General features: G+C 72.2%; 17 protein-coding genes. 12 read left to right on the top strand and 5 right to left on the bottom strand.

Translation table 11 applies throughout. From position 1 onward, the window contains the following. Positions 1–14: 14 nt before the first annotated feature. From GA0070607_RS06465 to GA0070607_RS06445, 5 genes are all read left to right on the top strand, one after another. On the top strand, positions 15–857 hold the full coding sequence (locus tag GA0070607_RS06465) for a carbohydrate ABC transporter permease (protein ID WP_089021695.1): 843 nt from the start codon (positions 15–17) through the stop codon (positions 855–857). Continuing rightward, positions 854–3295, top strand: a complete 2442-nt coding sequence (locus tag GA0070607_RS06460) for a glycoside hydrolase family 2 protein (RefSeq protein ID WP_089017353.1) — start codon at positions 854–856, stop codon at positions 3293–3295. The genes GA0070607_RS06465 and GA0070607_RS06460 overlap by 4 nt, the downstream gene beginning before the upstream one ends. Positions 3296–3423: 128 nt before the next feature. Beyond that, complete coding sequence (locus GA0070607_RS06455; protein ID WP_074317640.1) at positions 3424–3762, top strand: ArsR/SmtB family transcription factor; 339 nt, start codon at positions 3424–3426, stop codon at positions 3760–3762. After that, positions 3759–5444, top strand: coding sequence for a SulP family inorganic anion transporter (locus GA0070607_RS06450; RefSeq protein ID WP_089017352.1), 1686 nt, complete (start codon positions 3759–3761; stop codon positions 5442–5444). Before GA0070607_RS06455 ends, GA0070607_RS06450 begins: the two co-directional genes overlap by 4 nt. A gap of 147 nt (positions 5445–5591) precedes the next feature. Then, the gene (locus tag GA0070607_RS06445; RefSeq protein ID WP_089017351.1) at positions 5592–6128 is read left to right on the top strand and encodes a hypothetical protein; all 537 of its coding nucleotides are present in this window, start codon (positions 5592–5594) and stop codon (positions 6126–6128) included. Between the two features lie 113 nt (positions 6129–6241). On the opposite strand, the gene ilvD is transcribed toward GA0070607_RS06445, so the two are convergent. Beyond that, entirely contained in the window at positions 6242–8089 is a 1848-nt protein-coding gene (gene ilvD, locus GA0070607_RS06440; protein ID WP_089021694.1) for a dihydroxy-acid dehydratase, read from the bottom strand. A 128-nt stretch (positions 8090–8217) separates the two neighbouring features. On the opposite strand from ilvD, the gene GA0070607_RS06435 reads away from it, so the two are divergent. The 5 genes from GA0070607_RS06435 (at position 8218) to serA (ending at position 16306) form a co-directional block, all read left to right on the top strand. Further along, positions 8218–10572 carry a putative bifunctional diguanylate cyclase/phosphodiesterase gene (locus tag GA0070607_RS06435; RefSeq protein WP_408630895.1) on the top strand — a complete coding sequence of 785 codons (2355 nt, stop codon included), beginning with the start codon at positions 8218–8220 and terminating at the stop codon, positions 10570–10572. A 184-nt stretch (positions 10573–10756) separates the two neighbouring features. Beyond that, positions 10757–12640 carry an acetolactate synthase large subunit gene (locus GA0070607_RS06430; RefSeq protein ID WP_089017349.1) on the top strand — a complete coding sequence of 628 codons (1884 nt, stop codon included), beginning with the start codon at positions 10757–10759 and terminating at the stop codon, positions 12638–12640. 81 nt (positions 12641–12721) lie between these two features. Continuing rightward, positions 12722–13237 carry an acetolactate synthase small subunit gene (gene ilvN, locus GA0070607_RS06425; protein ID WP_089017348.1) on the top strand — a complete coding sequence of 172 codons (516 nt, stop codon included), beginning with the start codon at positions 12722–12724 and terminating at the stop codon, positions 13235–13237. 56 nt (positions 13238–13293) lie between these two features. Beyond that, a complete protein-coding gene (gene ilvC, locus GA0070607_RS06420) occupies positions 13294–14307 on the top strand; it encodes a ketol-acid reductoisomerase (protein ID WP_089017347.1) in 1014 nt (337 codons plus the stop codon). Between the two features lie 400 nt (positions 14308–14707). Then, positions 14708–16306 (top strand): phosphoglycerate dehydrogenase, encoded by a 1599-nt coding sequence (serA, locus tag GA0070607_RS06415; RefSeq protein WP_089017346.1) that lies wholly within the window; start codon positions 14708–14710, stop codon positions 16304–16306. 84 nt (positions 16307–16390) lie between these two features. On the opposite strand, the gene GA0070607_RS06410 is transcribed toward serA, so the two are convergent. Together GA0070607_RS06410 and GA0070607_RS06405 are read right to left on the bottom strand one after the other, a co-directional pair. Further along, positions 16391–16747, bottom strand: coding sequence for a hypothetical protein (locus GA0070607_RS06410; RefSeq protein WP_089017345.1), 357 nt, complete (start codon positions 16745–16747; stop codon positions 16391–16393). Between the two features lie 298 nt (positions 16748–17045). Next, positions 17046–17888, bottom strand: coding sequence for an FAD:protein FMN transferase (locus GA0070607_RS06405; RefSeq protein WP_089017344.1), 843 nt, complete (start codon positions 17886–17888; stop codon positions 17046–17048). A 226-nt stretch (positions 17889–18114) separates the two neighbouring features. On the opposite strand from GA0070607_RS06405, the gene GA0070607_RS06400 reads away from it, so the two are divergent. After that, positions 18115–19146: a 3-isopropylmalate dehydrogenase gene (locus tag GA0070607_RS06400; RefSeq protein ID WP_089017343.1), complete on the top strand. Its 1032-nt coding sequence runs from the start codon at positions 18115–18117 to the stop codon at positions 19144–19146. Between the two features lie 153 nt (positions 19147–19299). Then, positions 19300–20397: a branched-chain amino acid aminotransferase gene (locus tag GA0070607_RS06395; RefSeq protein ID WP_089017342.1), complete on the top strand. Its 1098-nt coding sequence runs from the start codon at positions 19300–19302 to the stop codon at positions 20395–20397. A gap of 148 nt (positions 20398–20545) precedes the next feature. On the opposite strand, the gene GA0070607_RS06390 is transcribed toward GA0070607_RS06395, so the two are convergent. Then, complete coding sequence (locus GA0070607_RS06390; protein WP_231930881.1) at positions 20546–21289, bottom strand: tyrosine-protein phosphatase; 744 nt, start codon at positions 21287–21289, stop codon at positions 20546–20548. A gap of 57 nt (positions 21290–21346) precedes the next feature. Beyond that, positions 21347–21805 carry a PRC-barrel domain-containing protein gene (locus GA0070607_RS06385; protein ID WP_089017340.1) on the bottom strand — a complete coding sequence of 153 codons (459 nt, stop codon included), beginning with the start codon at positions 21803–21805 and terminating at the stop codon, positions 21347–21349. Between the last annotated feature and the right edge of the window lie 47 nt (positions 21806–21852).

Below are 21852 nucleotides of genomic sequence, written 5' to 3'. Positions count from 1 at the left end.
GGCGGGCCGCCCTGATGGGTCGCGCGCCACAGGACACCCCGGCCGGCATCGGGACGTACCTCTTGCTGGCCACCACCATGCTGTTCGCGGCGTTTCCGCTGTACTGGATGTTCGTCATCGCCACCAGCAACGACGAGGCACTGGCCCAGATCCCGCCCGCGGTGATCCCCGGCGACCGGTTCCTGGTCAACCTGGACGAGGTCTTCTCCCTCCAGGACGTGTACTTCGCCGCCTCGCTGATCAACAGCGTCATCGTCTCGACAGTGGTGACCGCCGCGATGCTGTTCTTCTGCTCGCTGGCCGGGTTCGCCTTCGCCAAGCTGCGCTTCGCCGGCAGCAGGTGGCTGATGCTGTTCGTGGTGCTCACCCTGACCGTGCCGAACCAGCTCGGCGTCGTCGCGCTCTACATCGTGATGGGCAAGCTGGGCTGGAACGGCACACTGCTGGCGGTCATCGTGCCCGGCCTCGTCACCGCGTTCGGCGTCTTCTACATGCGGCAGTTCATCCTCAACACGGTCCCCGACGAACTGGTCGAGTCGGCCCGGATGGACGGCGCCACGACGATGCGGGTCTACTGGAACATCGTCCTCCCGGCGATCCGGCCGGCCCTCGCGGTGCTCGGCCTGCTCACCTTCGTGTCCACCTGGAACGACTTCCAGTGGCCGCTGATCACCCTCGGCGGCACCGACTACCCGACCTCGATGGTCGCCATCTCCGACCTGGCCAGCGGCAACTACGTCATCTACCGACGGGTGCTCGCCGGCGCGTTCGTGGCTACCATCCCCCTGCTGATCATGCTGTTCATCGGTGGACGCCAGATCGTCCGCGGAATCATGGAAGGTGCGGTGAAATCTTGAGCCGACAGGCACTCCACGACGGCTGGACCCTGCGGGCGGCGCCCGGAGCGCAGGTCCCGGCGGAGATCGCCGACCGGTCCGTGCCGGCCACCGTGCCCGGCTGCGTGCACACCGACCTGCTCGACGCCGGCCTGATCCCCGACCCCTACCTCGACGACAACGAGGTGGCACTGGCCTGGATCGGACGCACCGACTGGAGCTACCGGACGAGTTTTCGCCGCCCAGCGGGCGACCACGACCGGGTCGACCTGGTCTGCGCCGGCCTGGACACCGTCGCCACCCTCAGCGTCAACGGCGTCGAGGTGGGCCGTACCGAGAACATGCACCGTGGCTACCGGTTCGACGTCCGCTCGCTGCTGCGGGACGGCGACAACGACCTGGTGGTCGAGTTCGGTTCCGCCTACCGCTACGCCGAGGCGCAGCAGGAGCGGCTCGGCGACCGGCCCAACGCCTACCCGGAGCCGTTCCACTTCATCCGCAAGATGGCCTGCAACTTCGGCTGGGACTGGGGGCCGACGCTGGTCACCGCCGGCATCTGGCAGGAGATCGGGCTGCACGCCTGGTCCACCGCCCGGTTGGCCACCGTCCGTCCGCTGGTCACCCTGGCCGGCCGGGACGGGCGGGTCGAGCTGCACGTGGAGGTGGAACGGGTCGCGGACGTCCCGCTGACCGTCCGGGCCGCCGTCGCCGGTGCCCGCGCCGAGGTGGTCGTCCCGGCCGGGCAGCGCACGGCCGTGCTGACGCTCGCCGTCCGCGAGCCCGCGCTGTGGTGGCCCCGGGGGTACGGCGAGCAGGCCCGCCACCTGCTGGAGGTCACCCTGCACGCGCCGGACGGCGACGCCCTGGACAGCTGGTCCCGGCGGATCGGCTTCCGGTCGGTCCGGCTGGACACCACCCCCGACGAGCACGGCACCTCGTTCGCGCTGTCGGTCAACGACGTCCCGGTCTTCGTGCGGGGGGTCAACTGGATCCCGGACGACGCGTTCCCCACCCGGGTCACCCGGGAACGGCTGGCCGGCCGCTTCGACCAGGCGGCCGCGGCCAACATCAACCTGCTGCGGGTCTGGGGCGGTGGCCGGTACGAGTCGGCGGACTTCTACGACCTCGCCGACGAGCGGGGACTGCTGGTCCAGCAGGACTTCCTGTTCGCGTGCGCCGCGTACCCGGAGGAGGAGCCGTTCGGCAGCGAGGTGGCCGCCGAGGCCGCCGAACAGGTCACCCGGCTGGCACCCCACCCGTCGCTGGTGCTCTGGACCGGCAACAACGAGAACATCTGGGGCTGGCACGACTGGGACTGGCAGGAGGCCCTGGGCGGGCGTACCTGGGGGCGTGGCTACTACCTGGACGTGCTGCCCCGCATCGTCGGTGAGCTGGACCCGACCCGCCCGTACTGGCCGGGCAGCCCCTGGTCGGGCACCGAGGAGATCCACCCCAACGACCCGGCGCACGGCACCACACACATCTGGGACGTGTGGAACACCGACGACTACCGCAAGTACCGGGAGTACGTGCCGCGCTTCGTCGCCGAGTTCGGCTACCAGGGCCCGCCGGCGTACGCCACAGTGCGCCGGGCGCTGAGCGACGAACCCCTCGCCCACGACTCACCGGGCATGGCGCACCACCAGAAGGCCGCCGACGGGGACGCGAAGCTCCAGCGGGGCCTGGACGCGCACCTGCCCGTTCCGGCGGACTTCGACGACTGGCACTACCTGACGCAGCTCAACCAGGCCCGGGCGATCCAGCTCGGGGTGGAGCACTTCCGCTCGCACCGGGACGTCTGCGCCGGCACCATCGTCTGGCAGCTCAACGACTGCTGGCCGGTCACCTCCTGGTCGGCCGTCGACGGCGACGGCCGGCGCAAACCCCTGTGGTACGCGCTACGCCACGCGTACGCCGACCGGCTGCTCACCGTCCAGCCCCGCGACGGGGGGCTGGCGCTCGTCGCGGTGAACGACGGCGGCACGCCCTGGCGGGCGTCGGCCTCGGTGACCCGGCTGACCCTCGCGGGAGAGCCCCGGGCGAAGACCACGATGGAGCTGGACGTGCCCGCGTACTCGGCGGTGACGCTGGCGTTGCCGGCGGAGCTGGCCGATCCGGAGGAGAGCCGGCGGGAGCTGCTGGTCGCCGAGGCGGGGGAGAGCGCCGAACGGGCGCTGTGGTTCTTCGCCGAGGACCGGGACGTCGACTGGCCGGCCGCGGCCTGGGACGCGACGGTGGAGCCGGTCGACGGCGGGCAGCGGGTCCGGGTCACGGCCCGCACGGTGCTGCGTGACCTGACCCTCTTCCCGGACCGGCTGGACCCGTCGGCGTCCGTGGACCGGGCACTCGTCACACTGCTGCCCGGCGAGTCGGTCACCCTCACGGTGCGCGCCGACGCTCCCCTGGACGACCGGGCGCTGACCACCCGCCCGGTGCTGCGCTGCGTCAACGACATCTGAAAGGAGGGGCCCCTTCTTAACGCCTCCGGTAGAGGAGGGGCCCCTTCTTAACAACCTGGGTGGAGCGCCCTCAACGATTGAAGACTTCTTCAACTGCTAAAGTCTTTGTATCGATCGGGAGGGTGCTCATGTCGGTCCCGCTGTACCAGGCGAAGGCGGAACTCTTCCGCACCCTCGGGCACCCGGTGCGCATCCGGGTCCTCGAACTGCTCCAGGACGGCCCCAAGCCGGTCCGTGACCTTCTCGCCGTGATCGAGGTCGAGGCCTCCAACCTCTCCCAGCAGCTCGCCGTGCTGCGCCGCGCCGGGATGGTCACCTCACACCGCGACGGTCCCCTCGTCATGTACGCGCTCAGCACCCCGGACGTGGCCGACCTGCTGGCCGCCGGGCGGCGGATCCTCGGCGCGGTCCTCACCGACCGGGACGGCCTCCTCGACGAGCTGCGCGCCACCGGTGGGGACAGGTGAGCGGCGCCATTCCCCTCGCCCGCGAACGGCTCCTCGGGCTGCTGCCCGGCCGGGCCGACTGGGCGGCCGTCCACCGCTCACCGCGCCGGGACCTGCTGGCCGGGCTCACCGTGGCGGTGGTGGCGCTGCCACTGGCCCTGGCATTCGGCGTCACCTCCGGCCTGGGCGCCCAGGCCGGGCTGATCACCGCCGTGATCGCCGGCGCGGTGGCCGCCGTCTTCGGCGGCTCCAACCTCCAGGTCTCCGGGCCGACCGGGGCGATGACAGTGGTGCTGGTGCCGGTGGTGCAGCAGTTCGGAGCCACCGGCGTGCTCATGGTCGGGGCGATGGCCGGCCTGGTGCTGATCGCGCTCGCCGTGGCCCGCCTGGGCCGGTACGTCCGCTACCTGCCCACCCCGGTGCTGGAGGGCTTCACCGCCGGCATCGCCGTGGTCATCGCCCTGCAACAGGTGCCCGCCGCGCTCGGCGTCACCGACGCGCACGGGGAGAAGGTCTGGGCCGTCGCCGCCGACGCGGTCGCCCGTTTCGTCGTACACCCGCGGCCGGCCGCGCTCGCTGTGGCCCTCGCCGTCGCGGCGCTGATGCTGCTGGGCGCCCGGTGGCGACCCGGCCTGCCGTTCTCGCTGCTCGGCGTGGCGGCCGCCACGGTCCTCGCCGAGGTCGTCCCGGTCGACCTGATCCGCATCGGCGCGCTGCCGCAGGGCCTGCCCACCCCCTCGCTCGGCTTCCTCGACCTCGGCGCGCTGGGCGTGCTGCTGCCCAGCGCCCTCGCCGTCGCCGCGCTCGCCGCCCTGGAGAGCCTGCTGTCCGCCACGGTCGCCGATGGCATGACCGTCGGCGAACGGCACGACCCGGACCGGGAGCTGTTCGGTCAGGGGCTGGCCAACCTCGCGGCCCCGCTCTTCGGCGGTATCCCGGCGACCGCCGCCATCGCCCGTACGGCGGTCAACGTCCGCGCCGGGGCGGCCTCGAAGCTGGCGGCCCTCACCCACGCCGTCGCCCTCGCGGCGATCGTGCTGGCCGCCGCGCCGTTGGTCGGCCGGATCCCGCTCGCCGCCCTGGCCGGGGTGCTGCTGGCCACCACGGTCCGCATGGTGGAGGCCGGCTCGCTGTGGGCGTTGGCGCGGGCCACCCGGGGCGACGCGGTCGTGCTGGTGCTCACCTTCGCCGTCACCGTGATCTGGGATCTCATCACCGCCGTCGCGGTCGGCGTCGCCGTCGCCGTGGTGCTCGCCCTGCGCGCGGTGGCCCGCAGCGCCCGGCTGGAACAGGTGCCCCTCGACCCCGGGGAACACAGCGCCGAGGAGTACGCGCTGCTCACCGAACACATCGTCGCGTACCGGCTGGACGGGCCGCTCTTCTTCGCCGCGGCCCACACCTTCCTGCTCGAACTGTCCGAGGTCGCCGACGTCCGTGTCGTCATCCTGCGGATGTCCCGGGTGACCACCATGGACGCCACCGGCGCGCACGTCCTCGGCGACGCCATCCGACGGCTCCGCGGACGCGGGATCACCGTCCTGCTCTCCGGCATCACCCCCGCCCACGACCAGGTACTCGCCACCCTCGGAGTGGCTGATGACCTACGCCGCGAGGGGCTGGTCTTCCCCGACACCCCGGCCGCGATCCGCCACGCCAGGGGGGCCGCACTCTCTCCGGCAGCCGACCGGACTGGCCGGATGTGACGGGTTGAGAAGTGCGCGGCCGGGGTCGGTGCGGGTAGTGCGACTTGCCCCGCTACGACAAGATCTACCGCGACGGGTCCGCTGCGTCGGAGAGCGGCTGACGGAACAGGCGAAGACATCGAGCCAAGCGGTACCCCGGGGAGCACAATGATCACCGAACATGTCCGAGACGCGGCGGCGACGGCGTTCGTCTTCGGCTTCTTCGCCACCAGCTGGTTCGGCTGGGCGCAGGAGGCGCCCCCGAAGCGGTGGCGGCCGGTGCTCATCGTCGGTTCGGTTCTCGCGCTGCTCACGGCGGCGGCCGGCGCGCTGCTCGCCTGGCGTCACTGGTCGGACGGTACGGCGTTCGACGCCGACACCAGCCCCACCTTCGGCCTCGTCGTCGGCATCGAGTTCGCCGCCGCCGCGGTCGGTGCCGGGCTGCTCGCCCTGCTGCGGCGTCGTGAGCTGACCGCCCCCTGGATCGCCCTCGTCGTGGGCGTGCACCTCTTCCCGGTCGCGGCGCTGATCGACTACCCGTTGATTCATCTGGTCGCCGCGCTCGTCACAGTGGTGGCGCTCGCGGCCGTCCCGGTGGCCCGGGCCCGCGCCGTGGCGGTGAGCGCGGTGGTCGGGCTCGGCACCGGCGGCGTGCTCCTGATCGCCGCAGTGTCCTCGCTGCTCATCGCCCTGTTGGCCTATTGAGGCTGGCCGCTGCCAGACCGGATGACGTGATCAACACGGGATCGCTGATATCGCGGTGTCCGGGTCGACGGGATACCCCGATATCGCCGATCCCGTGTTGATCACACGAGTGCCTACTCCGGGACGCGGCGGTAGGCGCCGTCGCTGGCCGAGGTGGCCATCGAGGCGTACGCCCGCAGCGCCGCCGACACCGGCCGCTGCCGGTCGGTCGGGGTGTACGGCTTGTCGCGCTTCTCCTCGGCCACCCGTCGCGCCTCCAGCTCGTCGGACGGCACGTTCAGCTCGATGGACCGGCCCGGGATGTCGATGACGATCTCGTCGCCCTCGCGGACGAGCGCGATCAGCCCGCCGGAGGCAGCCTCGGGGGAGACGTGCCCGATGGAGAGCCCGGAGGTGCCGCCGGAGAAGCGGCCGTCGGTGAGCAGCGCGCAGGACCGGCCCAGCCCGCGGCCCTTGAGGAACGAGGTGGGGTAGAGCATCTCCTGCATGCCGGGGCCGCCCTTGGGCCCCTCGTACCGGATCACCACCACGTCCCCGGCGACCACCTGCTTGGCCAGGATCGCGGTCACCGCGTCGTCCTGGGACTCGTAGACCTTCGCCGGGCCGCGGAAGGTCAGGCAGTCGTCCGGCACGCCGGCGGTCTTCACCACACTGCCCTCGGGTGCCAGGTTGCCGTGCAGGATGGCCAGCCCGCCGTCGGCGGAGTACGCGTGCTCGCGGTCCCGGATGCAGCCGCCGGCCGCGTCGGTGTCCAGCGACGACCAGCGGTTGGTGGTGGAGAACGGCTCGGTGGTGCGTACCCCGCCCGGCGCGGCGTGGAACAGCTCGACCGCCGTCGGCGTCGGCGAGCCGCCGCGTACGTCCCAGTCGGTCAGCCACTGCGCGAGCGAGGGCGAGTGCACTGCGTGCACGTCCCGGTTGAGCTGCCCGGCCCGGTCCAGTTCGCCGAGGATCGCCGGGATGCCGCCGGCCCGGTGCACGTCCTCCATGTGGTACATCGGCGAGTTCGGCGCGACCTTGGCCAGGCAGGGCACCCGCCGGGAGATCGCGTCGATGTCGGCGACACCGAAGTCCATCTCGGCCTCGCGGGCGGCGGCGAGCAGGTGCAGCACAGTGTTGGTGGATCCGCCCATCGCCACGTCCAGCGCGACCGCGTTCTCGAAAGCGGCCTTGGAGGCGACGGTGCGGGGCAGGACCGAGTCGTCGTCGCCGTCGTACCAGCGCTTGGCGATCTCCACGACGGTGCGGCCGGCCTCGACGAAGAGCGACCGGCGCGCGGCGTGGGTGGCGAGCGTCGAGCCGTTGCCGGGCAGTGCAAGCCCGATCGCCTCGGTGAGGCAGTTCATCGAGTTGGCGGTGAACATGCCGGAGCAGGAGCCGCAGGTGGGGCAGGCGGAACGCTCGATCTCGCCGAGCTGGTCGTCGGTGACGGCCTCGTTCGAGGAGGCGATCATCGCGTCGATCAGGTCGATCTTGCTGTGCACGACGCCCTCGATCGCCATCGTCTTGCCGGCCTCCATCGGGCCACCGGAGACGAAGACGGTCGGGATGTTGAGGCGCAGCGCGGCCAGCAGCATGCCGGGGGTGATCTTGTCGCAGTTCGAGATGCAGACCAGGGCGTCCGCGCAGTGCGCGTTGACCATGTACTCCACCGCGTCGGCGATCAACTCGCGGCTGGGCAGCGAGTAGAGCATGCCGCCGTGGCCCATCGCGATGCCGTCGTCGACCGCGATGGTGTTGAACTCCCGCCCCACTCCGCCGGCCTCGGCCACCGCGTCGGCGACGAGGCCGCCCATGTCCTTGAGGTGTACGTGCCCCGGCACGAACTGGGTGAAACTGTTGGCGATGGCGACGATCGGCTTGCCGAAATCGTCGTCGGTCATCCCGGTGGCCCGCCAGAGGGCCCGGGCGCCGGCCATCGTCCGACCGTGTGTGGAGGTCCTCGACCGCAGCTCAGGCATGCGTACCAGCATGACACCGCCGGGGCTCCGGCCGTCCGGAGCGGGCGCCGTGTCCCAACAGATGCACACCCGGTCCCCACGACGAGCGCGCATCCGGCACTCTTGAGTGCGTGCACTTCCCCCCGGGCATGGTCGCGGTGGCGGCGCTGAGCGGGCTCGTCGCCATTGCCGCCGCCGCACTGCTGACCGTGATCGCCCGGCGGCGCACCGGGCCCCGCCGCCCGGCGCACGTGCTGCTCGCGGTTGCCGCCGGCACCGCCCTGCTCAGCCTCCTGGCCGGGGTGGCGACAGTGCTCGTCACCGGCGAGCACTGGGCGCACGAGCAGGGACAGCGCACCGGCTGGGCCACTGTGGTGGCGATCGGCACGGCGGTGAGCGCGCTGGCCTTCGCCGCCGGCCTGCTCCGGCTGCCCGGGCTGGCGGCCACCGCGGCGGGGACCGCCCGGCTCGCCCTGGACGGGTTGATCATGGCCGCGGCGCTGTGGTTCGTCGGCTGGGTGCTCTTCTCCGAGCCCACCCGGCTGCTCGGCGCCGCCACCCCGATGGCCTGCCCGGCGATCCTGCTGGCCACGGTGAGCGCCGCGCTCGGCGCCGGGCTCTGCGTGATCGTCGTCTTCCGGGCTGCCGCCCCGCGTCGCCGGCTCGCCGCACTCGGCGCGGGCATCAGCGCGGTGGCCTGCGGCGGGTTGGGTCTCGCCGCCGGGCTCTGCCAGGCCGGGCCGAGCATGGCCCTGACCGGCGCGGCGGTGCTCGCCGCCGGTCTGCTGACCGTCGCGCTCGCGGTGCTTCGCGCCGACCGGCCGGGTCAGGTCGACCTGGACCTGATCGGTCGCGACGGCGAGTACGCGATCGCCCCGATGCTGGCGATGGCCGCCTCGGCGATGTACCACCTCCTGCAGGACGGCCGGTTCACCGCGGCGGGCATCGTCGCCGGCAGCGTGGAGGGCTTCGCCCTGGTGGCCCGGCAGTACCTCACCCTCAATGACGTCCGCAACTACGCCGGCCGGCTGGCCGAGCGGGAGGCGCACTTCCGCGAGCTGGCGCACACCGACCCGCTGACCGCGCTGGCCAACCGGCGCGGGCTGCTGCGTGCGCTGCACGACAGCGCGGCGGCGGGCACCCCGTGCGTGCTGCTCGGTCTGGACCTGGACGGCTTCAAGAACGTCAACGACATGCGCGGCCACGACGTGGGCGACGCCGTGCTGGCCGAGGTGGGCCGGCGGCTGCGCGGCAACCTGCGCCCCGGCGACGTGGCGGCCCGGCTCGGCGGTGACGAGTTCGCAGTGCTCATGGGGGGCCGGCCGGCCGACGCCGATCGGGTCGCCGAGCGGCTGCTCGGGGTGCTCAACAGGCCGTACGACCAGCCCGAAGGGCCCGTCTTCCTCTCGGTGAGCATCGGGGTGGCCGGGTGGGCCGGCGAGCCGGACGTGGAGTTGCTGCTGCGCCATGCCGACCTGGCGCTGCGCTACGCCAAGCAGCGCGGCAAGAACCGGATCGAGCGCTACGACGCCACGTACGACCAGCTGCTGCGTCGGCGCACCACGCTGGAGCACGAGTTGCGCGGCGCCATCGAGCGCGACGAGCTGCGGCTGGCCTTCCAGCCGGTGGCCTCGCTGCCGTCGGTGCGGCCGGTCGGCGCCGAGGCGCTGCTCCGCTGGCACCATCCCCAGCTGGGTAACGTCCGCCCGGACGAGTTCATCCCGCTGGCCGAGGAGTGCGGCATGATCGCCACCCTCGGCGCCTGGGTGCTGCACCAGGCCTGCTACCAGCTCTCCCGCTGGCTGGCCGACGGGCACGACGTCTGGGTCTCGGTGAACGTCTCTCGGCGTGAGCTGCACGCCCCGGAGTACGTGGTCCAGGTCGCCGAGGCGCTGCGCGCCCACCACGTGCCGCCGCAGCGGCTGGTGCTGGAGGTCACCGAGCACGCGGTCGCCACCGACCTGGACGAGCTGATCCGGCGGCTGACCGCGTTGCGGCTGACCGGTGTCCGGATCGCGCTGGACGACTTCGGCGCCGGCTACTCCTCGCTGGGGCAGCTGCGCCGGCTGCCGATCGACATCCTGAAGATCGACCACAGTCTGGTCGCCGAGCACGAGCCGGTCCGCCCGGTCGGCGCGGACGGTCCGGCGTTCGCGCCGATGGTCGACATCGTCATGCGACTGGGTCACCAGCTGGGGCTGGAGGTGATCGCCGAGGGGGTGACCAGCCCCACCGAGTTGGCCGCGGTGGTGGCCGCCGGCTGCCGGTTCGGTCAGGGCGCGCTCTTCGGCTGGGGCGTGCCCGCCGAGCACCTGGAGGCGATGCTGGAGGCGGCCACCTCGCCGGGTGCGCGGCCCACCCCGGTGCCCACGCCACGCCGGGTCTCCGGGGGGTCCGGGCAGGTCATTCCGGTTGCCGAGGGCGCGTCGCCGCCCGACTCGCCGCGCTCCGTTAACCAACATGTGGGATCAGTTGACTCATCGCGTGAGATGCGTCAGGCTTAGCCACATGTCGTCGTACCGGTCGCGAGTACTTACCTGAGCGCACTCTCCCTCATCGAGAGTGCGCTGGCCCCGTGCATCTGCACGAGGGCCGTTTTTATTGCCATCGGAACCTGTCGGGGCGGGCCCCGCCCGCGTCGCTTCGCTTGACAAGCCCCAGCCATTCCAGCCGAAGGCCAGAACCGCCATGACGAGACCCACGCCAGAGACCCTCGCCCACACCGCCCGGCGCGCCCGCGCGGGCGCCGAGCCGGCCGGCGACGTCGACTCCACCGCCGCGCGCACCGCGGCCACCCCGGCCGTCCCGGCGGTACGGACACCCGCTCCGGCGCAGGTCTCCGGCGCCGGCTCGCTCGTGCGGTCCCTGGAGGCGCTCGGCGTCGACGTCGTCTTCGGCATCCCGGGCGGTGCGATCCTGCCGGCGTACGACCCGCTCTACGACTCCACCGTCCGGCACATCCTGGTCCGCCACGAGCAGGGCGCCGGTCATGCCGCGACCGGCTACGCGCAGGCCACCGGCAAGGTGGGTGTCTGTATCGCCACCTCCGGCCCGGGCGCGACCAACCTGGTCACCCCGATCGCCGACGCCTACATGGACTCGGTGGCGATGGTGGCGATCACCGGCCAGGTGGCCCGCCCGTCGATCGGCACCGACGCCTTCCAGGAGGCGGACATCCAGGGCATCACCCTGCCGATCACCAAGCACAACTTCCTCGTGCAGAACCCCGAGGAGATCCCGCAGGTGCTGGCCGAGGCGTTCCACCTGGCCAGCACGGGCCGGCCCGGCCCGGTGCTGGTCGACATCCCCAAGGACGTGCTCCAGGCGCCGACGACCTTCGCCTGGCCGCCCACCCTCGGGCTGCCCGGCTACCGGCCGACCCTGCACCCGCACGGCAAGCAGATCCGGGAGGCGGCCCGGTTGATGGCCGGCGCCCGCCGACCGGTGCTCTACGTGGGTGGTGGGGTGCTCAAGGCCGGTGCCACCGACGGGCTGCGCCGGCTGGCGGAGCTGACCGGCATCCCGGTGGTCACCACGCTGATGGCGCTCGGCGCGTTCCCCGACTCGCACCCGCAGCACCTGGGGATGCCCGGCATGCACGGCACCGTCGCCGCGGTCTACGGCCTGCAGAAGGCGGATCTGATCGTCGCGCTGGGTGCGCGGTTCGACGACCGGGTCACCGGCAAGCTGGACTCGTTCGCCCCGGACGCGACGGTTGTGCACGCCGACATCGACCCCGCGGAGATCGGCAAGAACCGGCACGCGGACGTGCCTATCGTCGGCGACGCCCGGCACGTCATCGACGAGCTGATCGCGGCGGTGACCGTCGAGCGGGCGGCCGGGCACGACAGCGACCTGGGCGACTGGTGGACCCAGCTCGACGATCTGCGCAACCGTTACCCGCTGGGCTACGACGAGCCGGCCGACGGCACGCTCTCCCCGCAGTACGTGATCAAGCGGCTGGGCGAGATCGTCGGCCCGGACGCGATCTACGTGGCCGGGGTGGGCCAGCACCAGATGTGGGCCTCGCAGTTCATCTCCTACGAGAAGCCGCACACCTGGTTGAATTCCGGCGGGCTCGGGACGATGGGCTACGCCGTGCCGGCGGCGATGGGCGCCAAGGTCGGCAAGCCGGACACGGTGGTCTGGGCGGTGGACGGCGACGGCTGCTTCCAGATGACCAACCAGGAGCTGGCCACCTGCGCGCTGGAGGGCATCCCGGTCAAGATCGCCGTGATCAACAACGGCAACCTCGGCATGGTCCGGCAGTGGCAGACGCTGTTCTACAACGAGCGCTACTCCAACACCGACCTCGGCACCCACAAGCACCGCATCCCCGACTTCCTGAAGCTCGCCGAGGCGTTGGGCTGCGTCGGGCTGCGCTGCGAGAACGCCGATGACGTGGACAAGACCATCGCCGCCGCCATGGAGATCAACGACGCCCCCGTGGTGATCGACTTCGTGGTCGGCAAGGACGCCATGGTCTGGCCGATGGTCGCCGCCGGCACCAGCAACGACGAGATCATGTTCGCCCGGGGCGTCCGCCCGGCCTTCGACGAGGATGACATCTGACATGAGTGAGCACAGCGAACGAATCAGCAAGCTCAGCCTTGCGCATGGTCAGGGCACGACCGAGCGGAGCGAGGTCGCGGCATGACCATGCACACCCTGTCCGTGCTCGTGGAGAACAAGCCGGGCGTGCTCGCCCGGGTCTCCGGCCTGTTCTCCCGGCGCGGATTCAACATCGACAGCCTCGCCGTCGGTGAGACCGAGAACCCGGACGTCTCCCGGATCACCATCGTGGTCAACGCGGAGTCGTCCCCGCTGGAACAGGTCACCAAGCAGCTCAACAAGCTGGTGAACGTGCTCAAGATCGTCGAGCTGGACCCGCAGGTCTCGGTCGCCCGGGAGTTGCTGCTGGTGAAGGTCCGCGCCGACCGGTCCGCGCGGACCCAGGTGCTGGAGACGGTCAACCTGTTCCGCGCCCGGGTGGTCGACGTCGCACCGGACACGCTGACCATCGAGGCCACCGGCACCCCGGACAAGCTCGACGCGCTGCTGCGCGACCTCGAGCCTTTCGGCATAAAGGAAATGGTCCAGTCCGGGCTGGTGGCGATCGGGCGCGGCTCGCGTTCGATCACCGCCGGTCCCGCGCTGCGGGCCGCCTGACCCATCCGCACAGACCACGACGGGCCGCCCCGGCCGTCGTACGAAAGGGAACTCTCATGAGCGTTGAGGTGTACTACGACGACGATGCCGACCTCGGCCTGATCCAGGCCAAGAAGGTCGCGGTGATCGGCTACGGCAGCCAGGGCCACGCCCACGCGCTGTCGCTGCGCGACTCCGGCGTCGACGTGGTGATCGGTCTGCCGGAGGGCTCGAAGAGCCGTCCCAAGGCCGAGGAGCAGGGCCTGCGGGTCCTCACGCCGGCGCAGGCCGCTGCCGAGGCCGACGTGATCATGGTGCTCGCGCCGGACACCGCCCAGCGTGCCCTGTACACCGAGTCGATCGCCCCGAACCTCGCCCCGGGCAAGGCGATCTTCTTCGGCCACGGCTTCAACATCCGGTACGGACTGATCAAGCCGCCGGCCGAGGTCGACGTGGCGATGGTCGCCCCGAAGGGCCCCGGCCACCTGGTCCGCCGCCAGTACGCCGACGGCAAGGGCGTGCCCTGCCTGGTCGCCGTCGAGCAGGACGCCAGCGGCAACGCGCTCGCGCTCGCCCTCGCGTACGCCAAGGGGATCGGCGGCACCCGCGCCGGCGCGATCCGGACCACCTTCACCGAGGAGACCGAGACGGACCTCTTCGGCGAGCAGGCGGTGCTCTGCGGCGGCGCGGCGGCGCTGGTGCAGACCGGGTTCGAGGTGCTCACCGAGGCGGGCTACGCCCCCGAGGTGGCCTACTTCGAGTGCCTGCACGAGCTGAAGCTGATCGTCGACCTCATGTACGAGGGCGGCATCGCGAAGATGCGGTACAGCATCTCCGACACCGCCGAGTACGGCGACCTCTCCCGTGGCCCGCGGGTCATCGACTCCCGCGTCAAGGACGAGATGCGCAAGATCCTCGGGGAGATCCAGTCCGGCGAGTTCGCCCGCGAGTGGGTCGCCGAGGACGAGGCGGGCCGGCCCAACTTCACCAAGTGGCAGGCCGAGGGTGCGGCGCACCCGATCGAGGAGACCGGCCGGAAGCTGCGCGGCATGATGAGCTGGGTCGACCGCCCGATCACCGAGACCGCCTGACGTCGCCGCGGGGACCGTCCGGCCGTCCAGACACGGCCGGGCGGTCCTCGCGCGTTTCGTCACCCGATGTTGGACGCCCACGTCCACGTCCACGGCCGGGTCGTGCAGCCCGGCCGCTCACCTGCTGAGACCGGGTGACCAACGCCTCGGCCAGCGTCGGACGACGTGTGGAGGCGGGCCGGAGCAACAGTGACGGTCGGGTGAACGGGCGATGTCCGGCGTCCGACCCGGCGTGTGAGGGCCCTCACCCCGAAGACCGGAACATGCCGACCAGCGGGGCCCCTACGATCGCGGGTAGGTGCGCAGCCCGCACCTGACGGCCACGGTACGGATCAGCGCAGGGCGCAGTGCGGCGCCTTGCCGCCCGCGCCGATCGTAAACACGACCTCTACGAGGACCGATGAATCCTGTCGTACTGATCGCCGAAGAACTCGCCCCCGCCGCCATCGAGGTGCTCGCCCACGACTTCGACGTCCGTCACGTCGACGGCACCGACCGTCCGGCCCTGCTCTCGGCGCTCTCCGAGGCCGACGCCGTCATCGTGCGCAGCGCGACCCAGATCGACGCCGAGGCGATCGCCGCCGCACCGCGACTCAAGGTGGTCGCCCGGGCGGGCGTCGGGCTGGACAACGTCGAGGTGCCGGCCGCGACCGCGCGGGGCGTCATGGTCGTCAACGCGCCCACCTCGAACATCGTCTCCGCCGCGGAGCAGGCCGTCGCTCTGCTCCTCGCCGTGGCCCGCAACACCGCGAGCGCGAGCGCAGCGCTCAAGGCGGGGGAGTGGAAGCGGTCGAAGTACACAGGCGTCGAGGTGCAGGGCAAGACCGTCGGCGTGGTCGGGCTCGGCCGCATCGGGGTGCTCTTCGCGCAGCGCATCGCCGCGTTCGGCACCCGGCTGATCGCGTACGACCCGTACATCCAGCCGGCCCGGGCGGCGCAGCTCGGCGTACGCCTGGTGGGCCTGGAGGAGCTGCTGCGGGAGAGCGACTTCATCTCCATCCACCTCCCGAAGACCCCCGAGACGGTGGGCCTGATCGGCGAGAAGGAACTGGCGATCGTCAAGCCGGGCGTGCGCATCGTCAACGCCGCCCGCGGCGGTCTGGTCGACGAGCAGGCGCTCGCGAACGCCATCGCCGAGGGCCGGGTCGCCGGTGCCGGCGTCGACGTCTACAGCAAGGAGCCCTGCACCTCCTCGCCCCTGTTCGCCTTCGACAACGTGGTGGCCACCCCGCACCTGGGTGCCTCCACGCACGAGGCGCAGGACAAGGCCGGCCTGGCGGTGGCCCGGAGCGTGAAGCTGGCGTTGCAGGGCGAGTTCGTCCCGGACGCGGTCAACGTGCAGGCCGGTGGCGTGGTCGCCGAGGACGTGCGGCCGCTGCTCCCGCTGGCCGAGAAGCTCGGCCGTGCCTTCACCGCGGTCGCCGGCGGTGTCGCCGCCAGCGTCACGGTCGAGGTCCGCGGCGAGATCGTCAGCCACGACGTGTCGGTGCTCAAGCTCGCCGCCACCAAGGGCCTGTTCAGCTCCGTCGTCGAGGAGCAGGTCACCTACGTCAACGCCCCGCACCTGGCAGCCGAGCGCGGCGTCGAGGTCACCCTGGCCAGCCTGGCCGAGACCGCCGAGCAGCCCACCCTGGTAACTGTGCGTGGCGCGCTACCGGACGGCCGGACGGTCAGCGTCTCCGGCACGGTCACCCACTCCGGCGCTCGCGACGTCCTGAAGCTGACCGAGGTGGACGGCTTCGACGTGGAGATCGGCGCGGAGGGCATCCTGCTCTTCCTGCGCTACGCCGACCGGCCCGGCGTCGTCGGCACCGTCGGCACCCTGCTCGGCGAGTCGGGCATCAACATCGCCGCGATGCAGGTGGCCCGGCGCGAGGCGGGTGGCGAGACGCTGATGACGCTCACCGTCGACCAGGCGCTCGGCGCGGACCTGCTCACCTCGGCGGCCGACTCGATCGGCGCGACGGCGGCCAGCGCGGCGGACCTGCGCGACGAGTAGTCACGGCAGCACCACGGGGGGCCCGGCGATCCGCTGGGCCCCTTGTCGTACCCGGGGGTCGGGTTGCCTGCCGCCCGGGCCGGATCAGCCGGGCAGCCGGGCCGGGGGCGGGTAGACCGAGCCGTCCTGCGGGTCGAACAGCATCAGCCCGTGCTCGCCGGCCAGCCGCTCGATGTCCAGCAGCACCTGGTCCGCGCAGGTCGGATGCAGGTTCAGCTCGACATGGTCGTGGGCGGCGTGCAGTGGCGCCACCGCCCACGGGCTGTCCGGGCCGGGGTGCCGGTCCGGGTACGAGGCGGTGATCGCCCGGTAGAAGGCCACCACTCGAGGGTCCGGGTAACGGTCCACGTGCCGCCCCTGCCGGCAACCCTCGACCGCGGCCCGCACGTCCTCGGGCGTCGCCCCGTCCTCCAGGGCCCACACGCTCAGATCGAAACTCACGGCGGACAGCGTGCCATCAGTCGTTCACCATGTCGAAACTGCCTCGCCGCAGGCCAATCACTGATCTGCCAAGCCCCGGCCGCGACGGTCCGCTGTGGAGACTCTTGCGTCGAGTTGCGTCGATTCGCTAGCGTACCGACTGCGGTCACTGGCCGAGTTCGCGGCGTCGGCCCGTCTTCGGGTGGCGCGGTCGACGTCCGGCCCCGACCGGTCCGCACCCCTCGATTGTGCGAGCCACGCGCACTCGTCGCTGACCGGCCCCCACGGCCGTTGCCGAGGCTGTGGGGGCCGATCGCGCTCAGCGCCGGTGGGCGAAGAGCGCGCGATAGTCCGAGCCGCCGCGGAACCAGGCCAACCCGGTTTGGCCGGCGGCGTAGAGCGCTGTGGCGTAGGCGTCGGCCACCGTCAGGTCGGGGCCGACGACCGTGGCGGCGACGAGGTGGTTGGCCGGCTCGCCGGTGTGCGGGTCCACCACGTGCCCCTGTCGTCCGGTCACCCCGGACGTGCCGACGGCGCCGGCGGTCATCTCCAGCACCAGCGGCGCGCGTTCCGGCGCGGTCGGGTGGTGCACCGCCACCCGCCACGGCCCGCCGTGCGGCGCGCGGCCGCGGACCACGAGGTCGGCGCCGGTGAGCACGGCGTAGTCGTGGATGCCCGCGGCGCGCAGGCGTGCGGCCGCGCGCTCCACCGCCCAGCCGCCGAGCAGGCCGCCCGGGTCGAAGCCGCCCGGCACCGACCAGGCGTCGAACCACCCGTCGGTGGCGGCGCGCATCGCCGTGCAGCGGTCCACCAGGTCGGCCAGCGGGGGGTACGAGTCGGGGCTGATCTCGCCCCGGCGCAGCCTCGAGACCAGGCTCTCCGGCCGGTTCGGACCGTAGGTGAGATCAATGGCGCGTAGCTCCGCGACGCTGTCCCGCAGTGCCTCGCCGACGCCCCGGCGGCCGAGCCATTCCGGGGCGTTGAGCAGCAGCGTGTACTCGGCCGTCGGAGTGCGCACGGTGTGCTGCACGGCGATCCGGCCCTGGCTGGCGGCCGCCGGATCGATTCGCTGCCGCCGGCTGCCGAGCCGGAGGTCCGGCCGGCGGTTCCGGAACGCCGACAGGTCCGGCCAGCGGGTCCGCGGCTGCTCGTCGATGCGCATGGCATCTGCCCCCTCGCAGTTGGGATCGCGTCGTCGACGACCCCGGTTCGCAGGCCCCCGTGACCCGCTGACTCCCACGGTAGGCAGCGGAGATGACCGCCACATGAGTCCCGCCTGAGAGGGTGCTGTGTATCGCGGTTTCCCACATCTTGGAAGCCGCGTACCGGGAGGCGGGACAGAGACGTACCGTTGCGGCGACGGTGCAGTCGAACGAAGGAGTGCGGGCGTGGCGCGGATCGCGGTGGTGGCCGGGGACGGCATCGGGCCCGAGGTGGTCGCGCAGGCCCGCAAGGTCCTCGACGCCGTGCTGCCCGGCGTGCAGGCCACCGAGTACGACCTCGGTGCGGCCCGCTGGCACCGTACCGGAGAGGTGCTGCCCGACTCGGTGCTGACCGAGCTGGCCGGCCACGACGCGATCCTGCTCGGCGCGGTCGGCGACCCGACGGTCCCGCCCGGAGTGCTGGAGCGGGGGCTGCTGCTCAAACTCCGGTTCGCCTTCGACCAGTACGTCAACCTGCGCCCGTCCCGGCTCTGGCCCGGGGTCGCAGGCCCGCTGGGCAACGTGAAGCCGGGCGAAGTCGACCTCGTGGTGGTGCGTGAGGGCACCGAGGGGCTCTACGCGGGAGCCGGCGGCTCGCTGCATCGCGACACGCCCGCCGAGGTCGCCACCGAGGAGAGCCTGAACACCCGGCACGGCGTGGAGCGGGTCATCCGCGACGCGTTCGTCCGGGCCGGCCGCCGGGAGCGGCGCAAGGTCACCCTGGTGCACAAGACCAACGTTCTCACCCACGCCGGGTCGCTCTGGGCGCGCGCCTTCGACGCGGTCGCCGCCGAGCATCCGGACGTCGCGACCGAGTACCAGCACGTCGACGCGGCCGCGATGTTCCTGGTCACCCAGCCGCAGCGCTACGACGTGGTGGTCACCGACAACCTGTTCGGCGACATCCTCACCGACATCGCCGCCGCGGTCACCGGTGGGATCGGGCTGGCCGCCAGCGGCTGCATCAACCCCGAGGGGGCGTACCCCTCGATGTTCGAGCCGGTGCACGGCTCGGCACCGGACATCGCCGGGCAGGGCGTCGCCGACCCGGTCGCCGCTGTGCTCTCGGCCGCGCTGCTGCTGGAGCAGCTCGGGCACGCCGAGGCCGCGGCCCGGGTCAACGCGGCGGTCGCCGCCGAGCTGGCCGGCCGGATCCCGGGCGTGGCGCTGCGTACCGCCGAGGTCGGCGACCGGCTCGCCGCCCACGCCGTAGCCTGACCCACCCACGGCCGCGCGCCGGCGAGCAAACATCCGGGGTCGTCCATGCCCCGAGCGGCGCTACCCGCTGAACGACCGTTCGGGGTAAGTTTCTGGCACAACCATGTCGGTGTGCGATCCCGCATGCCGTTGTCCCGCAGGGAGGTCAGCGCGATGAGCGGTGGTGACAAGCTCGACTTCGAGATCCGTCCGAATCCCGCGCCGGTATCCGCCACCGACCGGGCCGCCCTGCTGGCCAATCCCGGGTTCGGACGGGTCTTCACCGACCACATGGTCACCGTCCGCTACGCCGACGGCAAGGGCTGGTACGACGCCCGGGTGGAGGCGCGCGGGCCGATCCCGATGGACCCGGCCAGCGCGGTGCTGCACTACGCGCAGGAGATCTTCGAGGGGCTGAAGGCGTACCGGACCGCCGACGGTGGCGTGACGATGTTCCGGCCGGACGCCAACGCGGCCCGCTTCGCCACCTCCGCCCAGCGGATGGCGATGCCTGTGCTGCCGCCGGAGGTGTTCGTCGACTCGCTGCACAAGCTCATCGAGATCGACCGGGAGTGGATCCCCACCGGCGAGGACGGCAGCCTCTACCTGCGGCCGTTCATGTTCGCCAGCGAGGTCTTCCTCGGTGTCCGTCCGGCCAACGAGTACCTCTACATGGTCATCGCCTCGCCGGTCGGGGCGTACTTCAGCGGCGGGGTCAAGCCGGTCACCGTCTGGGTCTCGCCGGACTACACCCGGGCCGCGCCCGGCGGCACCGGCGCCGCCAAGTGCGGCGGAAACTACGCCGCGTCACTGGCGGCCCAGGCCGAGGCCATCGAGGCCGGCTGCGACCAGGTGGTCTTCCTGGACGCGGTGGAGCGCCGCTTCGTCGACGAGCTGGGCGGCATGAACGTCTTCTTCGTCTACGACGACGACACGGTGGTCACCCCGCCACTGACCGGCACGATCCTGCCGGGCATCACCCGCGACGCGGTCCTCACGCTGGCCGGCGCAGCCGGGCACGGGGTCGAGGAGCGGCCGGTCACCTTCGCCGACTGGCAGGCCGACGCGGCCAGCGGACGGCTCCGCGAGGTCTTCGCCTGCGGCACCGCCGCGGTGATCACCCCGATCGGCGGAGTCCGCTTCCCCGACGGCGAGTTCCTGATCGGCGGCGGCGAGCCGGGCCGCGTCACCATGGCCCTGCGCCAGCAGCTCGTCGACATCCAACGAGGCAAGGCCACCGACCCCCAGAACTGGGTACGCCGAGTCCTCTAACCCCCCCGCGCTCCCCGCGCGCCCCCCCGCCGTCGATCTAGGGCAGATCGTCGTGGATGGAGATCCACTGACAGCGATCTGCCCTAGATCGACGAGGTCAGGGGCGGGCGGGCGGGGCGGGCGGGGGACGGGGCGGGGTGGCAGGGGGCTAGTCGAGTAGGTGGTGGCGGAGGGCGTCCAGCTGCTCGTCGGTGACTCCGGCGTGACGCAGGTAGCTCTCCACCGAGCCGTACCCCTCGCGCAGCTCGGCGAGGAACAGCTCCATCGCCTCGGCGGGCGAGGCCAGGAACGGCGCCGGCACATGGTCCAGCCCGCCCGGGGTGGTCTCGGCCAGCCAGGCGCCGAACCGGGCGGACGCCTCGTTGGTGAGGGCGTAGTCCGCGACGATGTCCGTGTCGTCGACACCCAGCACGGCGAGGGTCAGCGCGCACACGATGCCGGTGCGGTCCTTACCGGCCACGCAGTGCACCACCACCGGGGCGTTGGCCGAGTCGGCGATCAGCCCGATCGCCTCGGCCAACCCGGCGGTGCCGGTCTGGGCCAGGGCGGCGTACCGGTCCGCGAGGTAGCGCGCCAGGCTGTCGCCCTCGCGGTACGGCTGCTCGCCCCACTCCACGTGCTCCGGGTGGATGTTCCGGTAGGTCAGCCCCTGGTACGACGGCACCCGGCCGTCCCGTTCCACCTCCTGCGGGCGGCGCAGGTCGATGACCGTGCGGATGCCGATCGCGGTGAACGTGTCCCGGTCGCTCTCGGTGAGGCGGTGCAGTGAGTCCGAGCGGTAGAGCCGTCCCCGGCGCACGGTGCGGTTGTCGTGGCCGGGGTAGCCACCGACGTCGCGGAAGTTGAAGGTCGCGGGCAGCGAGATGTGTCGGTTGTCCTCGATGGCGTCCACGCTGACACGGTAACGGCCGGCGGGACAACGCCCCACCGGCCGTCGGGTCCGAGCGGTTTATCGCGCGGTGCCGGGCGGGAGCGCGCCGTACGTCTCGTCGTAGTAGCCACCCAGCTGGTTGCGGTAGTTCGGGTCGCTGTGGCTGGTCTCGTCGTACTCGGGGGCGGCCTTGATCTGGTCGCGGGTCCGGTCCACCGAGACGACGCGCTTGTCGTGGTCGACCTGGTTGACCGTGCCGGCCGGCAGCATCACCTTCTTGCCGAAGATCCAGGGGCCGGTGTCCACCACCAGGTAGCTGCCGTCCACCTCGTGACTGGCGCTGTCGATCTTGCCGATTCCGCCGTCGGTGGCGTCGACCATGTAGCCGACCAGGTCGGCGTCGGCCACCCCGGCCTGGTCGCGGTAGCGCCAGGGGTCGAAGGCGCCAGCCGGGGCGCCGCCGGGCACTGTGCCCTGGTCGCCTCCGCGCTGCGGCTCCGGCTCGGCGTGGGTCGCGTGCGGGTCGATCCTTTCCATGCCGTTCACTCCTGACTGTCGCCGATGCTCACGGCGTAGGTGAGTGC

This window comes from Micromonospora coriariae, assembly GCF_900091455.1.
In the GTDB taxonomy this organism is placed as follows: Bacteria; Actinomycetota; Actinomycetes; order Mycobacteriales; family Micromonosporaceae; genus Micromonospora; species Micromonospora coriariae.
The sequence above is the reverse complement of the archived record's forward strand: the minus strand, read 5'-3'. Positions and strand labels throughout refer to the sequence as shown.